A 23942-nucleotide genomic window follows, 5' to 3' on the forward strand; every position below is an offset into this window, starting at 1 on the left:
CCTCTTTATGGAATGAGCGCTACCATAGCGCGATTGAGATGACAGGAGACGTCCATGAGCGAGCAAACCATTCGTTTAACGCAGTACAGCCACGGAGCCGGTTGCGGTTGTAAAATTTCCCCGAAAGTGCTGGAGACTATCCTGCACAGTGAACAGGCGAAGTTTGTCGACCCGAACCTGCTTGTCGGCAACGAAACGCGTGACGATGCTGCAGTTTATGACTTAGGTAACGGCACCAGCATTATCAGTACTACCGACTTCTTTATGCCGATTGTCGATAACCCGTTCGACTTCGGGCGCATTGCAGCCACCAACGCCATCAGCGATATCTTCGCGATGGGCGGTAAGCCGATCATGGCGATTGCCATTCTGGGCTGGCCGATCAACACCATCCCGCCGGAAGTGGCCCGTGAAGTGATTGATGGCGGTCGTTTTGCCTGCCAGCAGGCGGGGATTGCGCTGGCCGGCGGTCACTCTATTGATGCGCCGGAGCCTATCTTCGGCCTGGCCGTTACTGGCGTAGTGCCGACCGAACGCGTGAAGCGCAACAGCACCGCGCAGGCGGGCTGCAAACTGTTCCTCACCAAGCCGCTGGGCATTGGCGTGCTGACCACCGCCGAGAAAAAATCCCTGCTGAAACCGGAGCACAAAGGTCTAGCAACCGAAGTCATGTGCCAGATGAACCTTGCCGGTGCGGCGTTTGCCAATATCGACGGCGTGAAAGCGATGACCGACGTCACCGGTTTTGGTCTGCTGGGACACCTCTCTGAAGTGTGTCAGGGCGCGGGCGTGCAGGCGCAGGTCTGGTATCAGGACGTGCCGAAGCTGCCGGGCGTGGAGGAGTATATTGCGCAGGGCGCGGTCCCGGGCGGTACCCAGCGCAACTTCGCCAGCTACGGTCACCTGATGGGCGAAATGCCTGAGGAGTGGCGCAACCTGCTGTGCGATCCGCAAACCTCCGGCGGCCTGCTGCTGGCGGTCACGCCGGAATCCGAAGCCGAGGTTCAGGCCACTGCCGCCGAGTTCGGCATCACCCTGACGGCGATCGGCGAGCTGGTGACCGCGCGCGGCGGTCGACCGATGATTGAGATCCGTTAATTCGATGCGGTTGTTTATTGCCGAAAAGCCGAGCCTGGCCCGTGCTATCGCCGACGTGCTGCCTAAGCCGCATCGCAAAGGTGACGGCTTTATCGAATGCGGTAACGGGCAGGTGGTCACCTGGTGTATTGGTCACCTGCTTGAGCAGGCGCAGCCGGACGTCTACGACAGCCGCTACGCCCGCTGGAATTTAAACGATCTGCCCATCGTGCCGGAAAAATGGCGCCTGCAGCCCCGACCTTCAGTCACCAAACAGCTCAACGTGATCAAGCGCTTCCTGCATGACGCCGCTGAAATCGTGCACGCGGGTGACCCGGACAGGGAAGGGCAGCTGCTGGTGGATGAGGTGCTGGACTACCTGGAGCTGGCGCCGGAAAAGCGCCAGCAGGTGCAGCGCTGCCTGATAAACGACCTCAACCCGCAGGCCGTCGAGCGGGCGATTTCGCGCCTGCGTGCCAACAGCGAATTTATTCCGCTGTGCGTCTCGGCATTAGCCCGCGCCCGCGCCGACTGGCTGTACGGCATCAATATGACCCGCGCGTACACCATCCTCGGGCGCAACGCGGGCTATCAGGGCGTACTTTCCGTGGGGCGCGTGCAGACGCCGGTGCTGGGGCTGGTCGTGCGTCGTGACGAAGAGATTGAGAACTTCGTCGCCAAAGACTTCTTTGAGGTTAAAGCGCATATCGTCACGCCTAAGGACGAGCGCTTTACCGCCGTCTGGCAGCCGAGCGATGCCTGTGAATCGTATCAGGATGAAGAGGGGCGTCTGCTCCATCGTCCGCTGGCGGATCACGTGGTTAACCGCATTACCGGGCAGCCGGCTATCGTCACCAGCTATAACGATAAACGGGAATCAGAACCCGCGCCGCTGCCGTTTTCGCTTTCTGCACTTCAGATTGAGGCGGCCAAAAAGTTTGGACTGAGCGCGCAGAACGTGCTGGATATCTGCCAGAAGCTCTACGAAACCCATAAGCTCATCACCTATCCGCGTTCGGACAGCCGCTATCTGCCGGAAGAGCACTTTGCCGGTCGCCACTCGGTGATGAACGCCATTAGCGTGCACGCGCCGGATCTGCTCCCGCAGCCGGCGGTAAACCCGGATACCCATAACCGCTGCTGGGACGACAAAAAAGTCGATGCCCACCACGCGATTATCCCGACGGCGCGCGCCAGCAACGTCAACCTGACCGAGAACGAAGCGAAGGTCTATAACCTGATCGCCCGTCAGTACCTGATGCAGTTCTGCCCGGACGCGGTATTCCGTAAGTGCGTGATTGAGCTTGAGATTGCCAAAGGCAAGTTTATCGCCAAAGCGCGTTTCCTCGCAGAAGCTGGCTGGCGCACGCTGCTCGGTAACAAAGAGCGCGACGAGGAGAACGACGGCACGCCGCTGCCGGTGGTCGCCAAAGATGACGAACTGCTGTGCGAGAAGGGTGAAGTGGTTGAACGCCAGACCCAGCCGCCGCGCCATTTCACCGATGCGACGCTGCTGTCGGCGATGACCGGGATCGCCCGGTTTGTGCAGGATAAAGATCTGAAGAAGATCCTGCGCGCCACCGACGGTCTGGGGACGGAAGCGACGCGAGCGGGGATCATCGAGCTGCTCTTTAAGCGTGGCTTCCTGGAGAAAAAGGGACGCTACATCCACTCAACGGAACCGGGCCGGGCGCTAATCCACTCTCTGCCGGAGCTGGCCGCCAGGCCGGACATGACCGCGCACTGGGAATCGGTGCTGACGCAGATCAGCGAGAAGCAGTGCCGCTATCAGGACTTTATGCAGCCGCTGGTCGGGACGCTTTATCAGCTGATCGATCAGGCGCGCAGCACGCCGGTGAAAACGTTCAGAGACATGGTTGCGCCCGGTGGCGGCGCGAAGAAACCGTTCAAGAAGAAAAAGAGCGCGGCCTGACACACGTTTTTCTCCCTCTCCCCGTGGGAGAGGGCCGGGGTGAGGGCACCCGGCCGCACGCGATAAACCTTAAATCACACCCTGACCAATCATCGCATCCGCCACCTTCACGAACCCGGCGATGTTTGCCCCGCGCACGTAGTTGGTTTGCGACGCCTCGCCGCCGTACTCCACGCAGGCATGGTGAATATCCAGCATGATGTGGTGCAGGCGCGCATCCACTTTCTCCGCCTTCCAGCCGAGACGCGCTGCGTTTTGCGCCATCTCGAGGCCGGAGGTCGCCACGCCGCCCGCGTTAGCGGCCTTGCCCGGCGCAAACAGCACGCCCGCCTCAAGGAACAGGTCCGTCGCATCGATGGTGGTAGGCATATTCGCCCCTTCGGCCACCGCTTTTACGCCGTTGCTAATCAGGGTACGCGCGGCGTCCACATCCAGCTCGTTTTGTGTTGCGCACGGCAGGGCGATATCCACCGGCACGCCCCACGGCTGTTTTCCTTCCAGGTAGGTCAGGCCAAGCTCCCGGGCATAATCCGCCACGCGCCCGTCGCGGCTGGCTTTGATTTCACACAGGCGCGCCAATTTCTCTGCCGTGAAGCCGGCTTCATCCACCACCGTGCCGCTGGAGTCTGAGGCGGTCACCACGCGAGCGCCAAGCTGCATCGCCTTCTCAATAGCGTACTGCGCCACGTTACCGGAGCCGGACACCGCGACGCGCATGCCTTCAAAGCCTAAACCGTGACGCTTGAGCATCGCCTCGGTGAAGTAAACCAGGCCGTATCCTGTCGCTTCCGGGCGGATCAGGCTCCCGCCAAACGACAGCCCCTTGCCGGTAAAGACGCAGGCGCTGTTGTTGGAGAGCTTTTTCATCATCCCGGCCATAAAGCCCACTTCACGTCCGCCCACGCCGATATCACCGGCAGGAACGTCGGTATCCGGGCCGAGGTGGCGGTAGAGTTCGGTCATCAGCGCCTGGCAGAAGCGCATCACTTCCCCTTCGCTTTTGCCTTTCGGGTCGAAATCGCTGCCGCCTTTCCCGCCGCCCATCGGTAGCGTGGTGAGGGCGTTTTTAAAGGTCTGCTCGAAGCCGAGGAATTTCAGAATCGACAGGTTCACGGACGGATGAAAACGCATGCCGCCCTTAAACGGGCCAATGGCAGAGTTAAACTGAACGCGCCACGCGCGGTTAACCTGTACCTGGTTGCGATCGTCAACCCACGTCACGCGGAACTGGATCACGCGCTCTGGCTCGATCAGGCGTTCAAGCAGAGACATCTGGCGATAACGCGGGTTTTGTTCAAGGAAGGGCCACAGGGTGGTCATAACTTCACGCACGGCCTGAGCGAACTCGCTTTGGTGCGGGTCGCGCTGCTGAACATGGGCAAGGAAACTTTCCAGAGAGCGTGTCTGATCCATAGATATAAGAACCTCTTATCGTATTTTATGTTTATTACTTATGCGATTTGTGTTGTTTTTTTGACTATACCACCCGTACCGCTTTGTGAGGCAAGCAGAAATTTATAACGAAAGGGAAATTAATGAGAGGGCGGGCGTCATAACGAAAAGCGATGAAGAGATAAATTAAAGGTTCGGCTCTGGTTTACCGTTATAGTCAATATCAGGACACAACAGGAAGACAAGTCGATGAACCGTTATGTGATGACCGCGTTATGTTTGATGTTTACCGCTGGCGCTCAGGCTGACCGCATTCGTCCAGATGTGGAAGTGAATGTGCCGCCGGAAGTGTTTAGCTCCAGCGGCCAGAATCAAACGGTGCAGCCCTGCAATCAGTGCTGTATCTATCAGAATCAGAACTACTCGGAAGGGGCCGTTGTGAAAGCGGACGGCATTCTGCTGCAGTGCCAGCGCGACGAGCGCGCCATCAGCACGAACCCGCTGGTCTGGCGTCGCGTAAAACAATAAACGCTTCCAGCAGCGGAATATCCGCGGGGGCTAAGGCGTAGCCAAACGCCTCTTCCGGCGTACACCACGCGAGCGCGCTGTGGTAGTGCGCCGTGATATCGCCGCGGAAAGCAGGAACGTGCCAGGCATGCAGGTTAATCAACCGCTGGGAGACTTCCCGCTGGTGGCTTGCCACGTATTGTCCCGGCAGGGCGTCAATGCCCAACTCTTCACGCAGCTCGCGGATAAGCGCTTCTGGCTGGGTTTCTCCGGCCTCGACTTTACCGCCTGCAAATTCCCACATTCCCGGCTGGTCGGCGTGGGCAGGGCGCTGCGCCAGTAAAATGTTGCCGTCTTTTTCGATGATGGCGGCAACGACATCGAGTGTTTTCAGCATGGTCGTCAATAATTAATAGCGAAAAAAGACATATTATCGTGCCCTTTCTCAGAGTCCAGTAATCAGGAGAATCAGGTGAAAGAGACCACCGCCTGGGTTGCCCCCCTCGAAACCCTTCCCGCCAGCCTAAAACCGATAGCCGCCATGCAGAAAAAGCATTTTGGCGCGGTGCTGAATCCCACCCGCTGGTGGGGGCGAATGCCGCGTCTTTTCTGGCTGGTGGCGCTGTTCGTCGGCTTTCTGGAGCGTCGTCACGCGCGCCTGACGCCCGCGCTGCGTTCGCTGCTCATGACGCGGGTATCCCAGCTCTGTCACTGCGCTTTCTGTATTGATGCCAACAGCCTGCGTCTGGCCGAGCGCTGCGGCGCGCTGGATAAGGTTCAGGCCGTGAGCGACTGGCAGGATTCCGCCTTGTTCACCGAGCAAGAGCGCGCGGCCCTGGCCTACGCCGAGGCGATAACCGCCACGCCGCCCCGGGCAGATGAGGCAGTGAGAACGGCGCTGAAACGCAACTTCACGGATGATGCCATTACCGAGATGACGGCGCTGATTGCGTTTCAGAATCTCTCCGCCCGCTTTAATGCCGCGCTGGATATTCCGGCGCAGGGGCTGTGCGCCACGTTTAACGAGACTCCCCATGCTTGACCGTCACCTGCACCCGCGTGTAAAGCCCGTTCTGAATCGTCTGGTTTCCGTGCTGGATAAGCCGGGCATCACGCCCGACGGATTGACCCTGACCGGGTTTGCCATCGGCGTGCTGACGCTGCCGTTTCTGGCCCTCGGCTGGTATCCGGCGGCGCTGGCCGCCATCGTGCTTAACCGCCTGCTGGATGGTCTGGACGGCGCGCTGGCGCGCCGGAGAGGGCTGACCGATGCGGGGGGATTTCTCGACATCGCGCTCGATTTTCTGTTCTACGCCCTGGTGCCGTTTGGCTTTGCGCTCGCGGCTCCCGCAGAGAATGCGCTTGCGGCCGCCTGGCTGTTGTTTGCGTTTATCGGTACCGGCAGCAGCTTTCTGGCGTTTGCGGCGCTGGCGGCGAAGCACGACATCGACAACCCCGGCTATGCGCACAAGTCGTTTTATTACATCGGTGGGTTAACGGAAGGGACGGAGACCATCGCGCTGTTCGTGCTGTGCTGCCTGCTCCCGGCGCACTTTACGCTGTTCGCATGGGTATTCGGCGCGCTGTGCTGGCTGACCACCACAACGCGCGTCTGGAGCGGCTATGTGACGCTGAAGTCACTCAGCCCTTAGAGAGCGCTCTCTGGCCCGCGCTCTCCGGTGGTGACCGGGTTCTGCGGGTGACTGCTCCATTCGTACCAGCCGCCGTCATAGAGGGCGACATTCTTCCAGCCCATCGCCCGGGCGTACATAAAGGTTTCTGACGCGCGCCACCCGGTGCCGCAGTAAAACGCGACGTGCTGTTCCGGCAGAATATTCCAGCGCTTCCACTGGGCGGCGATATCGTCCGCGCTGCGCATGGTGCCATCCGGGTTATGGAAATCTTCCATATGGGTCGCGTCGCTGCCCGCATGACCCCAGCGGGCACCGGCTATTTCACCTTTTGGCTTGATGTAGCTGTAGCCGCTGGTTTCGCCGATGAACTCCGGCCAGGAACGAATGCTGACCAGGGAGGCATCCTGACGGTGCAGCATCCCGCGCGCCTGTTCCATATCAACCATCAGCTGCGGTTGGCCGGGGATCGGCGCGCCGAAATCGGGGGCTGGCGTCACTTTGCCGGGCGTGCCGCGTTCAACCGGCAGGCCTGCATCGGACCACGCCTTCCAGCCGCCGTCGAGAATACGCACATCCTTCACGCCCGCATACAGCATGATCTGCGCCACGCGCGCGGCGGCGTAAACGTCACGGCCATACAGAATGACGGTGGTGTCGTGACGGATCCCGTGCTTCGCCAGCATCGCTTTCAGCGTGTCGTCGGAGACTTTATTCCACAGCGGCTCGCTTTCCACCTCGTTGGTGTCGATGTAGCCCGCGCCGGGAATGTGGTTCAGCAGGTAAAACTTTGGTGCGCCCCAGGCGGCTTCAATCACTTTCCAGTTACCCGCCGGCGCGGCGGTCACGGGTTTACCCTGCTGGAGGCGGTGGATCCACTGTGGGTAAACCAGCTGTTCAAAGTGAGGCAGGCGCTGAAGGCGGTCGGGCGTCTGCAGAGCGTCGCTGAGCAGCGAGACGTTGCGGTATCCGGCTTTCTCCAGGCGGGATTTCACCGCCAGGTTATCGTTCTCGTCGCCGTAGAGGGCGATGGCCGTCGCGGGCGTAAGCTGATGCTGTTTTGCCCAGCTCGCAATCTGCTCGTCGCTCATTGCGCCCAACCAGGCGGCAGCCAGGTTGAGGGCGGCGGGTTCGTGCCCGGAGGGGCCGCTGAGGGTCTGCGGCCAGCCGTTGTAAAACGCGCTGGGACGGGTGTCGACAGGCGTGCCGTGCTGCGCCTGAAGCTGGGAGAGCGTCATCGCGTTGGCCATATCAGCCGCCAGAGAGGAAAAGGAAGCGAGGCCGCAGAGCAGGGCCAGCGCGGTCAGTTGAGAAACACGTTTCATCGAATAACCTGACGTCAGTAAAAGAGGGGGGCATTGTCGTCTCTCCCGAAACGGAAAACATTGCGTTAGCACATTATTGCCAGCGAGAAATCTCAATCAGCTCGCCGCCGGGCGGAATATCGTCCTCATCGTGCGTGACCAGCACCACCGGGATATTGCGTGCGCGGACGGCGTCAAAAACCCATTCCCGAAACGTTGTGCGCAGCGTTTTATCGAGGTGGCTGAACGGTTCGTCCAGCAGCAGCGCCTGCGGCTCTGCGAGCAGGGCCCGCAGCAGGCTGACACGGGCACGCTCCCCGCCGGAGAGGGTGGCCGGATCGCTGGCGTAATGACCGCTCAGGCCGGCGGAATCCAGCGCCTGCTCGACCGCTTCCCGACGCGCTCTCCCGACGATCCGCTCAGGCAAGGCCAGCAGCAAATTTTGCCCGACGCTGAACTGTTCAAACAGCAGCGCATCCTGAAAGAGAATGCCCAGCCCGCGGGCTTCAACAGGGAGGCTATCGCAGCGACGCGCGTCGAGCCACAGTTCGCCCCGCGCCTGGAAATCGTCTGACAGCGCGCCGACCATCCACGCAAAAAGGGTCGATTTGCCGCTGCCGGACGGCCCCATCAGGGTAACGATCTCCCCGCGAGGAACGCAAAAATTGACCTCGCGGAAAAGCGGTTCGATGGTGAGATCTTTAACCTTCAGCATTAACGTAATCCTTGACGGTAGCGGCCCGCGAGCCGGGATAACAGTGCGGCAAGACCGAACACCGTGCCCGTGACCAGCAGTAATCCCAGCGCCCTGCTGGCGAGAACAGGGATGCTGCCCCCGCTGCTGAGCGCGACGGTTTCGGTGGTCAGCGTGGCGAAGCGCCCCGCGCCCAGCCAGAGCGTCGGCATGTATTGCGCCATGCTGACGGAAAAACCAATAGCAAAGGCCAGCAGCGCCGGGCGCACCAGCAGGGGGCATTTCAGCAGTAAGAATATTTTTGCCCGTCGCCAGCCGAGCGTTCTGGCGGTAAGGATAAGCCGGGGGTCGATCCGCCGCCAGGCGGGCTGCAGAACCAGCAGCATCCACGGCAACACCCACAGCAGATGGCTCCAGAGCACGGCGGCATAGCGCCCGTCGAGCCCCAGACGCAATGCAATAAAGTATTGCCCGGTGACGAGCGGCAGCGCCGGAAGGGCGAGCGGTGACCACACCCACGCTGCGCCGCGCTGCGGTCCCCATTCCAGCCAGAGAAAAATGACGATGAGGGCGATCAGGCTCGACAGCAGGCCGAAGGAGAGGCTGGTCCCCACGGAACCCACGTCGCCCCCTTGCGCCAGCATCAGCAGTACCGCAGCGCACAGGATGCCGCACGCGGGCAGTAACCCGCTGAATGCCCGCTCAGGCAGGATGCGCTGAGACCTTCGGCGCGTTCCCGCGAGTTCCGGAATTGTGCGACGCCATACCCTCCAGAGGCCGTATCCGAGGGCGGCAAGCGCGGCCAGCAGCATAAGAAGAAACAGGCACAGCAGCATTCCTTTTGCCTGCTGCTGCGCGTCGCCCTGGCTTAGCCACTGCCAGGCCAGCACGGCCAGGGTGGGCGGGTTGCCGGGCCCGAGAACGATCGCCACGTCCACGACCGAGAGCGACCATGCCAGCACCGCCAGCATCACCGCGCCGAGGACAGGCGCGATCGCCGGGAGGATCAGCCAGCTGAGCGTCTGATAACGCCCGTAGCCAAAGGTCTGCAGGACGATCTTCTGCTGTGCGAGCCGTTGTTCCGGCAGTACGGCGTAAATGGCCCACAGCACGAACGCGCTCTCTTTGACCGCGAGCGTCACGCCCAGCCCGACGCCGTAGCGGTCAAACGGAGCCGTACAGACGGTACAGAGCTGATAAAACAGACCGCCCTCGGCAAACAGCAGCAACGCGCTGGTGGCGAACGCCACATGGGGGATCGCCAGCAGCCAGGGCAGCCGGGTCGTGAGGCGTCGCCAGCGTTGACCGGGCCACAAAAGGCAGACGAAGAAAAGGGCAATCAGCAACGCCCCCAGCGTGGCGATGAAGGTTGAGACCAGCGTGGCGACGGTCGCCTGCGGCAGCTGCGGATCGTCCAGCAGAAGCTGCCAGTTTGTCGCAGAAAGCGCCGGCGCGAACAGCATCACGCCGGCGGGCAGGATCGGCAGATAAATCACCGCCATCGCCAGCCAGACGAGCCCGCTCAGCGGGTGCCGTAACGACGCAGCCATTCCTGCTCCAGCGCGTTCACCCAGGCGGACTGCGGCTCTGCAAGCACCTGCGGCAGCCCCTGAGGCGTATGGGCCAGCAGCTGTTTCGCTTCCTCTTCGGGCAGCGTTTTCGCATCCAGTACGCTCGGGTCTCCCCAGATGGCCGGGTCGGCCTTGCGGATTTGCGCCAGCGGTGACAGCAGGAAATTAGCAATCACCTTTGCACCCGCGCTCGCGCCGGCATTGGCCGGAATCGCCACAAAATGGACGTTGCCGAGCATCCCGCTCTGGAAACCAAAGCTGTAGCTGTCGGCGGGCAGTTCGCCGCTCGCCACTTTCTGCTGCGCATGCGCCGGGTTAAAGGTCAGCGACAGGTTCAGACTGCCGCTGGCAAGCAGGGTATCCATTCGGGCAGGCGAGGGAGGGAAATCTTTTCCTTCGCGCCACAGCAGTGGGTGCAGCTTATCGAGGTAGGCCCAGAGCGGCGCCGTAACCTCAGCAAACGTTGCATCTGGCGCTTTTTGTAAAGCCTCAGGGCGATCGGTGAGCGTCAGCAGCAGCTGCTCAAGAAATGCCGTGCCGGTAAAATCGGGTGGGCGGGGATAGCTGATCTTACCCGGGTGCTGCTGCGCGTAGGCCTGCAGCGCCTGCGGATCCACCGGCGGCGTCGGCATGCTGGCTTTGCGGGCGATAAAGGTTAGCTGCGCGCCGCCCCACGGGGATTCCGCCCCGTCGGTTGGAATCGCAAAATCTTCCGTGACGGGTTTACGGGTATCGACATAGCGCCAGTTTGGCAACGTCTGCGCCCATCCGGTTTGCAGCAGGTTCGCCTCTTTTAACGTGCGGAAGTTTTCGCCGTTGACCCACAGCAGGTCAACCGAGCCGTTGGCCTTATGCCCCGCGGCGGCTTCCGTCTGGATCCGTTTTACCGCATCGGCGGCGTCCGCCAGCGGGACAATTTTTAAGGTAATGGCGTAGTGCGTTTGCATCTCACCGCTGACCCACTCAAGGTAGCGGTTGACCGCCGGATCGCCGCCCCAGGCGTTAAACCAGACGGTCTGGCCTTTGGCCTGCTGTTGGATAGCGTGCCAGCTTTCGGCGGCACAGAGGGGGGCTGCCAGCAGCAGACCGGTCAGGAACGCGCAAAAACGCACACGGCGCATAATGCCTCACTTTTTAACAGACGGGAGATAACGGGAAAACAGCCGGCGTGTCGCCAGCGGCAATAACCCCAGTAGTGTAAAGGCGATTAGCATGCCCGGCGACAAAATATCGCGCAGCGACGCCACTTTCCCCAGCTCGCGTCCGGCGTTCAGAAAGACCACCGTCGCGGGCAGCATGGCGACCTGGCTGACCCACCAGTAGCGATATACGCCAATGCGGGTCAGCCCCATGAGCAAATTCACCAGGAAAAACGGGAACAGCGGCATCAGGCGCAGGGCAAAAAGATAGCCCGCGCCGTCATGCGCCATACCGGCGTTCACCGTTTTCATCTGCTGAGCAAACCGCCGCTGGACCCATTCGCGCAGCAGATAACGGCTGGCGATCATCGCAAGCGTCGCCCCGAGCGTGGAGGCAAACGAGACCAGAAGGGTGCCTTCCCACAGGGGAAATAACGCCCCGCCCAGCAGGGTGAGGATAGCCGCGCCGGGGATCGACAGGGCGGAAACCGCCACGTAGAGGGCAAAAAAGATCAGCGCGCTTCGCAGCGGCGCGTGGTCAACATGGGAGAGGAGTGCCTGCTGGTGGGTTTTAATCCCTTCCAGGGAGAGTGTGCCTGGGGGAAGCATGACAAACGTCAGAATAAATGCGCCCAGAAGGGCGCACAGGAAAGCGAGTTTTCGAATGTTCACGCGTCATTACAGCTTGAATTTAGCCCACACCGGCGCGTGGTCAGACGGTTTTTCCATGCTGCGGATCTCGTAGTCGATCCCAGTTTCGATGCAGCGCTCTGCCAGCGGTGAACTGGCGAGCAGCAGGTCGATACGCAGGCCACGGTTGTCGTCAAAGCCTTTTGAGCGGTAGTCAAACCACGAGAAACGATCCTGCGTGTCCGGGTTGGCGGTACGGAAGGTATCCACCAGCCCCCAGTCCAGCAGGCGTTGCATCCACTCGCGCTCTTCCGGCAGGAAGGAGCATTTGCCGGTACGCAGCCAGCGTTTGCGGCTGTCTTCACCGATGCCAATATCCAGATCGGTCGGGCTGATATTCACATCACCCATGATCAGCACCGGATTGTCTTTGTTCAGTTCGGTGGTCAGGTAGTTCTGCAGATCCTGATAAAACTTGTCCTTAGCCGGGAATTTGGTCGGATGGTCGCGGCTCTCGCCCTGGGGAAAGTAACCATTAATCACGGTGATGTTCCCCAGCGGGGAAGGCAGTTCCGCCATGATGATGCGGCGCTGTGCTTCTTCGTCATCGCCGGGAAACCCGCGGCGGACTGAAACTGGCGTCTCTTTGGTCAACAGCGCAACGCCGTAATGGCCTTTCTGCCCATGATAGAAGACGTTGTAGCCGAGCTTAGCCACCTCTTCGAGGGGGAACATGTCGTCGTGAACCTTGGTCTCCTGCAGGCCGATCACATCTGGCTGATGTTGTTCAACGATAGCTTCAAGCTGATGAGGGCGGGCGCGCAGGCCGTTGATATTAAAAGAGACAAATTTCATAGTCGCTGCCAGTGCAAGGTGAATAGTGCATGGATGGTAGCAGAATTTGCGTCAACTGTTACCGGGTTCGGCCAATAACTGCGACAGATAATGCCGGTGGTGCAATATTTGCACCATTCTGACGCGCATCGCCCTCAAACAGGGCGTAAATGACCGATAAATTTCGCGAGCGATCACAATTCCAGAATTATATTTGGCTTGTGCATACTCTTTCTGATTTTCATGCGGCAAAGCGCCGCTTGTCGTAAAAATATTCACTTTTTATGCACTAAAAGTGAATAACTCCATATTGTAACTTATTGATATTCTGTTACCTCAACCCGTTTATGCAATTTTATCGCTGGCTGGCACGAAGGCTGCAATCTACATTCACAGTGCAAACACTCAATTATTTAACATTCAAATAACTTTTTATTTACCGGATGAGGTCGCTATGTCTCTGTCAATTACGCGTGAAAATTTCGATGAATGGATGATGCCGGTTTACGCTCCGGCGGCTTTTATTCCGGTTCGTGGGGAAGGCTCGCGCCTGTGGGATCAGCAGGGTAAAGAGTATATCGACTTTGCAAGTGGGATTGCGGTCAACGCGCTGGGGCATGCGCACCCTGCGCTGCGTCAGGCGCTGAATGACCAGGCGGCGAAGTTCTGGCATACCGGCAACGGCTTTACCAACGAGCCCGCGCTGCGCCTGGCCAAAAAACTGATCGACGCGACGTTTGCCGAAAAGGTCTTTTTCTGTAACTCGGGGGCGGAAGCCAACGAAGCGGCGCTGAAGCTGGCGCGCAAATATGCGCACGATAAATTTGGTACCCACAAGAGCGGCATCGTGGCGTTTAAAAACGCCTTCCACGGGCGCACGCTCTTTACCGTCAGCGCGGGCGGCCAGCCTTCCTACTCGCAGGATTTTGCCCCGCTGCCGCCGGATATTCGCCACGGTATCTATAACGATCTGCAGTCCGCCAGCGAGCTGATTAACGACACCACCTGCGCGGTGATCGTCGAGCCGATGCAGGGCGAGGGCGGCGTGCTTCCGGCGCAAAAAGCCTTCCTGCAGGGGCTGCGCGAGCTGTGCGATCGCCACAACGCGGTCCTGATTTTCGACGAAGTCCAGACCGGCGTGGGCCGCACCGGCGAGCTGTATGCCTATATGCACTACGGCGTGACGCCGGACGTGCTTTCGACCGCCAAAGCGCTCGGCGGCGGCTTCCCGATTGGCGCGACGCTGACCACCGATAAATTCGCCAGCGTGATGACCGTCGGCACCCATGGCACCACCTACGGCGGCAACCCGCTGGCCACCGCCGTTGCCGGGCAGGTTCTCGACATCATTAACACGCCTGAGGTGCTGAAAGGCGTTAAGCAGCGTCACGACTGGTTTGTCGAGCGCCTGAATGCCATCAACGGCAAAACGGGGCTGTTTAAAGAAATTCGCGGCCTGGGGCTGTTAATCGGCTGCGAGCTCACCGCTGAGTTTGCCGGTAAAGCTAAACTTATTTCACAGGAAGCGGCAAAAGTGGGCGTGATGGTGCTGATTGCCGGTGCCAACGTGGTGCGTTTTGCGCCCGCGCTGATCGTCAGCGAGGAAGAGGTGCAAACCGGTCTGGACCGTTTTGCGCTGGCGTGTGAAAAAGTGAAATCCGGGGTGTCATCATGATGGTCATCCGTCCCGTTGAGCGCGGCGATCTCGCCGGGCTCATGCAGCTTGCCGGTAAGACGGGAGGCGGGCTGACCTCGCTTCCTGCCGATGAAAAAACGCTGTCGGCGCGCATTGAGCGCGCCCTGCAAACCTGGCAGGGGACGTTGCCAAAAAGCGAACAGGGGTATGTGTTCGTGCTGGAAGACACCGACACGGGGACCGTGGCCGGGATCTGCGCCATTGAAGTGGCCGTCGGGCTTAACGACCCTTGGTACAACTACCGCGTCGGCACCATGGTTCACGCCTCGAAAGAGCTGAACGTCTATAACGCGCTGCCCACTCTGTTTCTCTGCAATGACCACACGGGCGCCAGCGAGCTATGCACGCTGTTCCTCGACCCGGCGTGGCGCAAAGAGGGCAACGGCTATCTGCTCTCCAAATCGCGCTTTATGTTTATGGCCGCCTTCCGCGATCGCTTTAACGAAAAAGTGGTCGCGGAGATGCGCGGCGTGATCGACGACACCGGCTACTCGCCATTCTGGGAGAGCCTGGGCGAGCGCTTCTTCTCGATGGAGTTCAGCCGGGCGGACTATCTCTGCGGCACCGGCCAGAAAGCCTTTATCGCCGAACTGATGCCGAAGCATCCTATCTATACCCATTTCCTCAGCCCGGAAGCGCAGGCGGTGATTGGCGAAGTCCATCCGCAGACCGCGCCTGCCCGCGCGGTGCTGGAGAAAGAGGGGTTTCGCTACCGGAACTATGTCGACATCTTTGACGGCGGCCCAACGCTTGAGTGCGATATCGACCGCGTGCGCGCGATCCGTAAAAGCCGTCTGGTTGAGGTCTCTGAAGGTCAGCCCGCGCCGGGTGACTGGCCCGCCTGTCTGGTATCGAACGAAAATTACGCCAATTTCCGCGCCATGCTGGTGCGTACCAACCCGAAATGTGAACGTCTGGTGCTGACGGCTGCAGAACTGGATGCCCTGAAATGTAACGCCGGCGATACGGTTCGCCTGGTGCGTCTCTGCCCTGAGGAGAAAACAGCATGACATTATGGATTAACGGTGACTGGGTCACGGGCGAAGGCGAAGAGCGCGTAAAGACCAATCCGGTTGGAAAAGAGGTGCTCTGGAAGGGGCATGACGCCAGCGCCGCGCAGGTGGAACAAGCCTGCCGTGCCGCGCGCCGCGCGTTTCCGGCGTGGGCAAAACAGCCTTTCGCCGTGCGCCAGGAAATTGTTGAAAAGTTTGCCGGGCTGCTGGAGGCAAACAAGGCCGAACTGACGCGCATCATCGCGTCTGAAACCAGTAAACCGCGCTGGGAAGCGACAACCGAAGTGACGGCGATGATCAACAAAATCGCCATTTCGGTCAAGGCGTACCACACCCGCACCGGCGAACAGCACACCGACATGCCGGACGGCGCGGCCACGCTGCGTCACCGTCCGCACGGCGTGCTGGCGGTGTTTGGCCCGTATAACTTCCCGGGACACCTGCCGAATGGCCATATTGTGCCTGCGCTGCTGGCGGGCAATACCGTCATCTTCAAACCGAGCGAGCTCACGCCATTCACCGGCGAGGCGGTGGTCAAACTCTGGGAACAGGCCGGCCTGCCGCCGGGCGTGCTGAACCTGGTTCAGGGCGCGCGGGAAACCGGTCAGGCGCTGAGCGCGCTGAGCGATATCGACGGTCTGCTGTTTACCGGCAGCGCCGGTACGGGCTATCAGCTGCACCGCCAGCTGGCAGGGCAGCCGGAGAAAATCCTGGCGCTGGAGATGGGCGGCAACAACCCGCTGATTGTGGAAGACCCTGATGATATCGACGCCGCGGTGCACCTGACGATTCAGTCTGCCTTTATTACCGCCGGACAGCGCTGTACCTGCTCCCGCCGCCTGCTTGTGAAACGGGGCGCACAGGGGGATGCCTTCCTGAAGCGTCTGGTTGAAGTGAGCGCGCGTCTGGTGCCTGCCGCATGGGATGCCGACCCGCAGCCGTTTATCGGCGGGCTGATTTCCGAACAGGCCGCGCTGAACGTGCTTATGGCCTGGCAGGACCACGTCGCGCGCGGCGCGAAAACCCTGCTGGAGCCGAAGCAGGTTCAGCCGGGGGCTTCGCTGCTGACGCCGGGCATCGTAGAGATGAGCGGCGCAAGCAACGTGCCGGATGAAGAGGTCTTTGGCCCGTTGCTGTGCGTCTGGCGTTACGACGATTTCGATGCGGCGATTGCGATGGCGAACAACACCCGCTACGGCCTGTCGAGCGGGCTGATTTCGCCGCATCGCGAGAAGTTTGACCAACTGCTGCTGGAAGCGCGTGCCGGGATTGTGAACTGGAATAAACCGCTGACCGGGGCCGCGAGCACCGCGCCGTTCGGTGGTGTAGGCGCGTCGGGCAACCATCGCGCCAGCGCGTGGTATGCCGCCGATTACTGCGCGTGGCCGATGGCGAGCCTGGAAACCCCGGCGCTGACGCTGCCGGAGACGCTTAACCCGGGGCTGGATTTTACCGGAGGGGATCGTCATGAAAGCGCGTGAGGTTAACTTTGACGGGCTGGTGGGGCTGACGCACCACTATGCCGGTCTCTCTTTTGGTAATGAAGCCTCGACGAAGCACCGTTTTCAGGTGTCGAACCCGAAGCTGGCGGCGAAGCAGGGGCTGCTGAAGATGAAGGCGCTGGCGGATGCCGGTTTCCCGCAGGCGGTGATCCCGCCGCAGGAACGCCCGAACGTGGCTGTCCTTCGTCAGCTCGGCTTTAGCGGTACCGATGAGCAGGTCGTCGAAAAAGCGGGTACGCAGACGCCGCATCTGCTCTCCGCGGCAAGCTCCGCCTCCTCGATGTGGGTGGCAAACGCCGCGACCGTCGCACCGTCAGCCGACACGCTGGATGGCAAAGTTCATCTGACGGTGGCGAACCTGAACAATAAATTCCACCGCGCCACCGAAGCGGAAACCACCGAGCGCGTGCTGCGCGCCATTTTCAACCATGACGCCCATTTTGAGGTGCATCAGGCTCTGCCGCAGGTGGCGATGTTTGGCGACGAAGGCGCGGCTAACCATAACCGCCTGGGAGGCGACTATGGCGACCCGGGCCTGCAGCTGTTTATCTATGGGCGAGAAGAGGGGGGCCACGCCGCGCCAACCCGTTATCCTGCTCGTCAGACGCTGGCGGCCAGCCAGGCGGTTGCCCGCCTGAACCAGGTCAATCCTTCCCAGGTGGTTTTTGCCCAGCAAAACCCGCATGTGATTGACCAGGGCGTGTTCCATAACGACGTGATTGCCGTTTCTAACCGCCAGGTGCTGTTCTGCCACGAGCAGGCGTTTGCCCATCAGGAGAAGCTGCTCGCCACGCTGCATGAGCGCGTGCGCGGCTTCACGCCAATCCAGGTGCCAACGGAGGCGGTGAGCGTGCAGGACGCGGTAGAAACCTATCTGTTCAACAGCCAACTGCTGAGCCGTGACGATGGCAGCATGATGCTGGTCCTGCCGCAGGAGTCCCGGGATCATAAAGGCGTGTGGCGCTACCTGACGGATCTGGTGAAGGCCGATAACCCGATTGACGAACTGCGCGTGTTTGACCTGCGCGAAAGCATGGCCAACGGCGGCGGGCCAGCCTGTTTACGTCTGCGTGTGGTCTTGACTCAGGACGAAATGCAGGCGGTGAACCCCGCGGTCATGATGAACGATACGCTCTTTACGCGGCTGAATGACTGGGTCGATCGCTACTATCGCGATCGTCTGACGCAGGCGGATCTGGTTGACCCGCAGCTTCTGCGTGAAGGACGCGAGGCGCTGGACGCGTTATCGACAATCCTGCAGCTGGGATCGGTTTACCCGTTCCAGCGCTAAAGGAGTGGATATGGAAAATTTACTGGCGCTGACCCTGGCCGATGAGACGCCGGAACAGAAAGAGGGGGACGGCCCCTCATTTCGCTGGCGGTGGCTGGGGCGCGGGGTGCTTGAGCTGACGCCGACCGTAAAAAGCGATCTCTCGCTGCTGCTTTCAACGGGTATCCACGGGAATGAAACCGCGCCCGTTGAGATTGTTGATCTGCTGCTGCGTGCGCTGTATCGCAATGAGATCGAACTAAAGTGCCGCGTGCTGGTGGTGCTCGGCAATCCCCCTGCGCTGGCGCAAAACAAACGGTATCTGGTGAGCGACATTAACCGCATGTTCGGCGGCCGCTGGTCGCAGTTTCCCCAGAGCGATGAAACGGCGCGGGCCGAGTGGCTGGAGAACGTCGTGACCGCGTTTTTTGCCGCCGCGGGGCCGGCGCGCTGGCATCTGGATCTGCACACGGCAATCCGCGCGTCTTACCACGTTCGCTTCGGCGTTCTGCCGCAGCGCAATCAGCCGTGGGATGAAGCGTTCCTGAGCTGGCTGGGTGACGCCGGGCTGGAGGCGCTGGTATTTCATCAGTCGCCGGGCGGAACCTTTACCCATTTCACCTGTGAACGTTTCTCTGCGCTGGCCTGCACGCTGGAGCTGGGAAAAGCGCTGCCGTTCGGCCAGAACGATCTGACCCGCTTTGCGCCTACGCATCTCGCCCTTCGGGCGCTGCTGGGAGGAACGGCTCCCGAGCACGCGCATCAGCCCGTTGAGCGGTATCGGGTCGTGCAGCAGATCACGCGCCGCAGCGATGCTTTCCAGCTCCACATGGCCGCGCACACCCTGAACTTCACCCCGTTCCGCAAAGGGGCGCTGCTGGCTGAGGATGGCGAGGAACGTTACGAGGTGCAGAACACCACCGAGTATGTCTTGTTCCCTAACCCCACCGTCGCGTTTGGCCTGCGGGCCGGGCTGATGCTGGAAAAAATATCCTGAACCTTTCCCCTCTCATCATCCGGGAGGGGGGTAAAAAACTTTTCTTAACGATTAAATCGCTTGCGATTATTTTGCAGAATATTCCTGGTGAATTGCTTTATTATTGATCTGCACTTCGCTATACTTCTGATAAATCTCTTTAAAATCATAGAATTGAATATTTTTGTTGCAACTCTCCACGCTTTATCCTTATTTCCTCCACATTTGGCGAAAATTTGTTTTTTACACTTTCATTGTTTTACCGTTGCTCTGACTAATTGACGATAAACCCCGTAAAGTTAATCTCGTCAACACGGCATAGCGCCGAAGAATAACTGAAAGAAAGGAAATAAATTATGCGTAAGTTTACTGCACTGTTTGTTGCTTCTACCCTGGCTCTGGGCGCTACCAGCATGGCGTTCGCCGCAGATACTGCGACCACTACGACTGCCGCGCCTGCTGAAGGCAAAATGATGATGCATCATAAAGGTCCGGGTATGCACAACGAGATGATGATGTTTAAGGATCTCAACCTGACGGATGCGCAGAAGCAGCAGATCCGCGACATCAGAAAAGGGGAACGCGACCAGATGAAACGTCCTCCGCTTGAAGAGCGTCGTGCAATGCATGACATCATCGCCAGCGACAGCTTCGATAAGGCGAAAGCCGAAGCGCAGATCGACAAAATGGCCGAGCAGCACAAAGCCCGCATGCTGGCTCACATGGAAACCCAGAACAAGATCTACAACATTCTGACCCCGGAACAGAAAAAACAATTTAATGCGAATTTTGAGAAGCGTCTGACAGAACGTCCGGCGATGGAAGGTAAAATGCCAGCACCAACCGAATAATCGGTTCACACTCTTAAGACCGCCGGGATCCTGTCCACAAAAGCGCAACCGCTGTGGACAGGACCGGCGGTTTTTCTTTCCTGCCCTCTTGCCTGCCGCCGCCAGCGCGGTATCCTCCTGTAGTCGCTTCAGAGAATGTTTGCAGAGTCATGGCGTTAGAATTTTTATTAACGTTCCGTTAAGGCCTGCCCGCTCTGCTGCCGATACTGTTTCTGTGAATACCCAACGATAACAAACAAGACAGCAACGATAGCGATATCCTTGCCCTGGCACGGGTTGTGCCATTCAGGAGTGGTGATGGAGTTCTTTGATATCCGTAAGATGCCGGTCAGCCTCTGGCGCAATGGTGCTGGCGAAACGCGTGAGATTTGCTGCTTCCCTCCCGCGACGCGCGATTTTCACTGGCGCGCCAGTATCGCGACGATTGCCAGCAACGGCGAATTCTCCTCGTTTCCCGGTGTTGACCGGGTGATTACCTTGCTGGAAGGGGGAGAGGTGACGCTGGACGCGGGTCAGGCGTTCTCCCATACCCTCAAGCATCATCAGCCCTACAGTTTTGCCGGCGATTTGCCGGTGAAAGCGCTGCTTTCAGACGGGCGGATGGCGATGGACTTTAATATCATGACCCGGCGCGACTGCTGCCGGGCGAAGGTGCGCGTTGCTGACCGAACCTTTACCACCTTTGGCTCACGCGGGGGCGTGGTGTTTGTGCTAAGCGGGGCGTGGCAGCTGGGCGATAAATTGCTGACGGCCGATCAGGGTGCCAGCTGGGAGGAGGGTACCCATACGCTGCGTCTGCTGGAGGCTCAGGGTACCTTATTGTTCAGCGAAATCACGTGGCTGCCGGGTCATTGAGCACAATGATCTCAAACTTTCCTGCCAGGACCGGTTTACAGAGAATTTTATAGCCATCGTGGTCAAATCCGGCGGGCGTGCGCAGCAGGGTTGCCGCGTCGTTGATGTCGTCGACAGCGCCCAGCCAGAGCCAGTTGTTGACGATGTGATACTGGGTCATTGCCTCGCCCACTTCTTTTAGCGCAACGGCGCTTTCCCAGGGCCAGCAGTTTACGCTGATGGCCGCCAGACCGGTGAGGAGCCGGGCGTGATGCGCCTCAACGCTCTCTTTCCCGCAGCAGGCACCGGCGCAGCGCTTCAGCGCTGATCGAAAACAGGCGCGTCCGCGGGTGGTTGCCTCCAGACCTAAAAGGCTGTAGCAAAGCTGTAAATCGTCCGCCAGCGTCTGCAGCGCCTGGAGCGCGGCGCGTTTATTGGCAAACAGCCCATAGAGATTTGGGGCATGAGAAAAATCGACGTCGCGCGCGTAGACGACCTGCGGCTTGCCATCGTTTATCTGCAGGGAGCAGAGCTGACGGTTGCGGCGCAGGCGCTTATTGAACAACGGCTGTTGTTCTTTGATCAACCGCGCCTCCAGCAGCAGCGCCCCCATTTCTCCCGCCGTCTGGAACCAGGTAATGCGTCGCGACTGACGCAGCATGGCGGCCTCGTCCGGCGTACGCAGATGGGATAACACCCGACTGCGAATGTTAACGCTCTTGCCGATATAGAGCGGCAGGGTGTCACTTTCACCGTGAAAGATATACACGCCCGGCTGTTTAGGCAGCGCCTCAAGCCAGGGGCGAAGGTGTTCGGGATATTCGTAGATAGCCGCCGCTTCAAACTCAAGACGCGGGGCGGATTGACGCCTGCTCACATACTGCTCCATATACTGTTCAGGTATACAGTGTAGCAGGAGTGTGGTGGTTAAAAAAGAGCCGGGTGGCGGCTACGCCTTACCCGGCCAGGACGTGCGGCCTGATGCCCTCACCCCAACCCTCTCCCACGGGAGAGGGCGCAAACATTAAAAGCGGTAACCTGGTTACCGCTTTGCTTTATTTTTTCCAGAAGTCGTCAAACACCGTAATTGGCGTATGGCGCTTGTGCTCGGTTTTCAGATACCAGCCTTCGATGATTTTCGCGGTACCTTCATCCAGCTTTTTGCCTTCCAGATAATCATCAATGTTGTCATAGGTGACGCCAAGGGCCGCTTCATCCGGCAGGGAAGGGCGATCGTCTTCAAGGTCCGCTGTCGGCGCTTTCTTATACAGATGCTCAGGACAGCCCAGCGCGGCCAGCAGCTGCTTACCCTGACGCTTGTTGAGACGGAAGATCGGGTTAATGTCGGTGCCGCCGTCGCCGTATTTGGTGAAGAAACCGGTGATCGCTTCTGCCGCATGGTCGGTGCCGACGACAACGCCTTTGGTCATCCCTGCGATGCTGTACTGCGCTTTCATGCGCTCGCGGGCTTTCTCGTTGCCGCGAACAAAATCGCTCAGCTCAATGCCCGCTTCGCGAAGCGCCTGCTCGCTTGCCAGCACCGAGCCTTTAATATTCACGGTCAGCACGCGGTCAGGCTGAATGAAGGCAATGGCATCCTGGCAATCCTGCTCGTCCGCCTGTACGCCATAAGGAAGACGCACCGCGATAAACTGCAGTTTCTCATCACCCGTCTCTTCGCGAAGCTCTGAAATCGCCATCTGGCAGAGTTTACCGGTCAGGGTAGAGTCCTGGCCGCCGCTGATGCCCAGCACCAGGGATTTCAGGAACGCGTTCTTTTTTAAGTACGATTTTAAAAAATCCACGCTGCGGCGGATCTCTTCATGTGCATCTACCGTAGGCTTCGCGCCCAGTGCCTGAATAATCTCTTGTTGCAGAGCCATCACGCCCTCCATATGCAGTACATAAACAGAATGTGTTAGCTGTTAAAACTAACCCTTTGGGCGAGAAACGACAAGGATCACAGTTTCGAGTGCGCTAATTTGCGCCGATTTAGCAGGTTATCGTTGTTTTATTAGAATTTTCCGAAATTCGTCTGGCGTAATCCACAAAGTTGAACAATAGTACTTTTTATCCCATGCTTAGATAACACGCTGATAAACAAGAGGACGGAATATGAACAAGAACGTAGCAGGAATTCTTAGCGCAGCGGCGGTACTGACTATGCTGGCAGGGTGTACGGCTTACGATCGCACCAAGGATCAGTTTACGCAGCCCGTAGTAAAAGACGTTAAAAAAGGCATGACCCGTTCGCAGGTAGCTGCGATTGCCGGTAAACCTTCTTCTGAAGTGACCATGATTCATGCGAAGGGGACCTGCCAGACCTATATCCTGGGTCAACGTGATGGTAAGGCAGAAACCTACTTCGTCGCCCTGGATGATACCGGTCATGTGATCAACTCCGGCTATCAGACCTGTGCTGAATACGACACCGATCCGCAGGCACCTAAGGCGCAGTAACCCTGCTTGCCTGAGGATGTTAACAAACCGGCCCATGGGCCGGTTTTTTTATGCATCAGAAAATCTTATTTCTTTGCGCGAATTATTTGCCCGAAATGTGAAGGGAGTCAACAAGCCAGGTCAATGAGAGACAATTTTAGTGTATCCAGAATTATCCCCTGTCTGTACCATTGCGTATACTCACTCCAACGATAAACAACAGTACGCAAGCTACCTGTCTGCCGGGACAGCGAGTCGAGTGATAGCGCGATGGCAGGTAGTTATATAAGAGGGAAATCACGATGGAAAAGAAACATATCTACCTGTTCTGCTCAGCGGGCATGTCAACGTCGCTTCTGGTGTCAAAGATGCGTGCGCAGGCTGAAAAGTATGAAGTCCCTGTGGTGATTGAAGCGTTTCCAGAGACGCTGGCGGGCGAAAAAGGCCAGACAGCCGATGTTGTTTTACTGGGGCCACAAATTGCCTATATGTTGCCCGAAATTCAACGACTTTTACCCAATAAACCGGTCGAAGTGATCGACTCGGGGCTGTACGGCAAGATTGATGGTTTAGGTGTTCTTAAAGCTGCTGTGGCAGCCATTAAAAAAGCTGCTAATTAATTTTTATTTTTCCCGTCAAAGAGTTATTT

At 59.0% G+C, this 23942-nt stretch carries 24 protein-coding genes; 14 read left to right on the plus strand and 10 right to left on the minus strand.

Annotated elements, in window-relative coordinates; translation table 11 throughout:
* The first annotated feature begins 54 nt into the window (after positions 1–54).
* Entirely contained in the window at positions 55–1098 is a 1044-nt protein-coding gene (gene selD / locus INF68_RS05525; RefSeq protein WP_008500702.1) for a selenide, water dikinase SelD, read from the plus strand.
* Between the two features lie 4 nt (positions 1099–1102).
* On the plus strand, positions 1103–3010 hold the full coding sequence (locus INF68_RS05530; RefSeq protein ID WP_126786193.1) for a DNA topoisomerase III: 1908 nt from the start codon (positions 1103–1105) through the stop codon (positions 3008–3010).
* Between the two features lie 69 nt (positions 3011–3079).
* On the opposite strand, the gene gdhA is transcribed toward INF68_RS05530, so the two are convergent.
* Positions 3080–4423, minus strand: a complete 1344-nt coding sequence (gdhA, locus tag INF68_RS05535; RefSeq protein ID WP_023311263.1) for an NADP-specific glutamate dehydrogenase — start codon at positions 4421–4423, stop codon at positions 3080–3082.
* 228 nt (positions 4424–4651) lie between these two features.
* Between gdhA and INF68_RS05540 the strand changes: the two genes are divergently transcribed.
* Positions 4652–4930: a DUF1496 domain-containing protein gene (locus INF68_RS05540; protein WP_047651934.1), complete on the plus strand. Its 279-nt coding sequence runs from the start codon at positions 4652–4654 to the stop codon at positions 4928–4930.
* Here the strand turns inward: INF68_RS05540 and INF68_RS05545 are convergent.
* Entirely contained in the window at positions 4890–5306 is a 417-nt protein-coding gene (locus INF68_RS05545; RefSeq protein ID WP_109844429.1) for a pyrimidine (deoxy)nucleoside triphosphate diphosphatase, read from the minus strand. The two genes, INF68_RS05540 and INF68_RS05545, sit on opposite strands and share 41 nt — an antisense overlap.
* 75 nt (positions 5307–5381) lie before the next feature.
* Here INF68_RS05545 and INF68_RS05550 point away from each other — a divergent pair, with 75 nt between their 5' ends.
* Complete coding sequence (locus INF68_RS05550) at positions 5382–5951, plus strand: carboxymuconolactone decarboxylase family protein (protein ID WP_126786192.1); 570 nt, start codon at positions 5382–5384, stop codon at positions 5949–5951.
* The gene (locus INF68_RS05555; protein ID WP_126786191.1) at positions 5944–6561 is read left to right on the plus strand and encodes a CDP-alcohol phosphatidyltransferase family protein; all 618 of its coding nucleotides are present in this window, start codon (positions 5944–5946) and stop codon (positions 6559–6561) included. The genes INF68_RS05550 and INF68_RS05555 overlap by 8 nt, the downstream gene beginning before the upstream one ends.
* Here INF68_RS05555 and INF68_RS05560 read toward each other — a convergent pair.
* From INF68_RS05560 to xthA, 6 genes are all read right to left on the minus strand, one after another.
* The gene (locus tag INF68_RS05560) at positions 6558–7865 is read right to left on the minus strand and encodes a sulfurtransferase (RefSeq protein ID WP_126786190.1); all 1308 of its coding nucleotides are present in this window, start codon (positions 7863–7865) and stop codon (positions 6558–6560) included. The two genes, INF68_RS05555 and INF68_RS05560, sit on opposite strands and share 4 nt — an antisense overlap.
* A gap of 73 nt (positions 7866–7938) precedes the next feature.
* Entirely contained in the window at positions 7939–8559 is a 621-nt protein-coding gene (locus INF68_RS05565; protein WP_126786189.1) for an ATP-binding cassette domain-containing protein, read from the minus strand.
* On the minus strand, positions 8559–10088 hold the full coding sequence (locus INF68_RS05570) for a thiamine ABC transporter permease (protein ID WP_126786188.1): 1530 nt from the start codon (positions 10086–10088) through the stop codon (positions 8559–8561). The genes INF68_RS05565 and INF68_RS05570 overlap by 1 nt, the downstream gene beginning before the upstream one ends.
* Entirely contained in the window at positions 10061–11221 is a 1161-nt protein-coding gene (locus INF68_RS05575; RefSeq protein WP_370552433.1) for an ABC transporter substrate-binding protein, read from the minus strand. The genes INF68_RS05570 and INF68_RS05575 overlap by 28 nt, the downstream gene beginning before the upstream one ends.
* Before the next feature lie 15 nt (positions 11222–11236).
* Positions 11237–11920, minus strand: coding sequence for a TVP38/TMEM64 family protein (locus INF68_RS05580; protein ID WP_126786186.1), 684 nt, complete (start codon positions 11918–11920; stop codon positions 11237–11239).
* A 6-nt stretch (positions 11921–11926) separates the two neighbouring features.
* Complete coding sequence (gene xthA / locus INF68_RS05585) at positions 11927–12733, minus strand: exodeoxyribonuclease III (RefSeq protein ID WP_126786185.1); 807 nt, start codon at positions 12731–12733, stop codon at positions 11927–11929.
* A 433-nt stretch (positions 12734–13166) separates the two neighbouring features.
* On the opposite strand from xthA, the gene INF68_RS05590 reads away from it, so the two are divergent.
* The 7 genes from INF68_RS05590 (at position 13167) to ves (ending at position 20875) form a co-directional block, all read left to right on the plus strand.
* Positions 13167–14387 (plus strand): aspartate aminotransferase family protein, encoded by a 1221-nt coding sequence (locus INF68_RS05590; protein WP_193525277.1) that lies wholly within the window; start codon positions 13167–13169, stop codon positions 14385–14387.
* Complete coding sequence (astA, locus tag INF68_RS05595; RefSeq protein ID WP_023311275.1) at positions 14384–15418, plus strand: arginine N-succinyltransferase; 1035 nt, start codon at positions 14384–14386, stop codon at positions 15416–15418. Before INF68_RS05590 ends, astA begins: the two co-directional genes overlap by 4 nt.
* Positions 15415–16902, plus strand: coding sequence for a succinylglutamate-semialdehyde dehydrogenase (astD, locus tag INF68_RS05600; protein ID WP_126786184.1), 1488 nt, complete (start codon positions 15415–15417; stop codon positions 16900–16902). Before astA ends, astD begins: the two co-directional genes overlap by 4 nt.
* Positions 16889–18214 carry an N-succinylarginine dihydrolase gene (gene astB / locus INF68_RS05605; RefSeq protein WP_126786183.1) on the plus strand — a complete coding sequence of 442 codons (1326 nt, stop codon included), beginning with the start codon at positions 16889–16891 and terminating at the stop codon, positions 18212–18214. Before astD ends, astB begins: the two co-directional genes overlap by 14 nt.
* Positions 18215–18224: 10 nt before the next feature.
* Positions 18225–19190: a succinylglutamate desuccinylase gene (gene astE / locus INF68_RS05610; RefSeq protein ID WP_126786182.1), complete on the plus strand. Its 966-nt coding sequence runs from the start codon at positions 18225–18227 to the stop codon at positions 19188–19190.
* A 335-nt stretch (positions 19191–19525) separates the two neighbouring features.
* Positions 19526–20020: an ATP-independent periplasmic protein-refolding chaperone Spy gene (gene spy / locus INF68_RS05615; protein ID WP_023311279.1), complete on the plus strand. Its 495-nt coding sequence runs from the start codon at positions 19526–19528 to the stop codon at positions 20018–20020.
* 297 nt (positions 20021–20317) lie between these two features.
* Complete coding sequence (gene ves, locus INF68_RS05620) at positions 20318–20875, plus strand: environmental stress-induced protein Ves (RefSeq protein ID WP_023311280.1); 558 nt, start codon at positions 20318–20320, stop codon at positions 20873–20875.
* Here ves and cho read toward each other — a convergent pair.
* On the minus strand, positions 20853–21731 hold the full coding sequence (cho, locus tag INF68_RS05625) for an excinuclease Cho (RefSeq protein ID WP_121931787.1): 879 nt from the start codon (positions 21729–21731) through the stop codon (positions 20853–20855). The genes ves and cho overlap by 23 nt on opposite strands.
* 178 nt (positions 21732–21909) lie before the next feature.
* A complete protein-coding gene (gene nadE / locus INF68_RS05630; RefSeq protein ID WP_023311282.1) occupies positions 21910–22737 on the minus strand; it encodes an ammonia-dependent NAD(+) synthetase in 828 nt (275 codons plus the stop codon).
* Between the two features lie 232 nt (positions 22738–22969).
* Here nadE and osmE point away from each other — a divergent pair, with 232 nt between their 5' ends.
* Both osmE and chbB read left to right on the plus strand, forming a co-directional pair.
* Positions 22970–23314, plus strand: a complete 345-nt coding sequence (gene osmE / locus INF68_RS05635) for an osmotically-inducible lipoprotein OsmE (protein ID WP_010430142.1) — start codon at positions 22970–22972, stop codon at positions 23312–23314.
* 281 nt (positions 23315–23595) lie between these two features.
* The gene (chbB, locus tag INF68_RS05640) at positions 23596–23913 is read left to right on the plus strand and encodes a PTS N,N'-diacetylchitobiose transporter subunit IIB (RefSeq protein ID WP_008500676.1); all 318 of its coding nucleotides are present in this window, start codon (positions 23596–23598) and stop codon (positions 23911–23913) included.
* Positions 23914–23942: the final 29 nt, after the last annotated feature.

It is taken from the genome of Enterobacter cloacae complex sp. P16RS2, assembly GCF_014982155.1.
GTDB classification, from domain to species: Bacteria; Pseudomonadota; Gammaproteobacteria; order Enterobacterales; family Enterobacteriaceae; genus Enterobacter; species Enterobacter cloacae_M.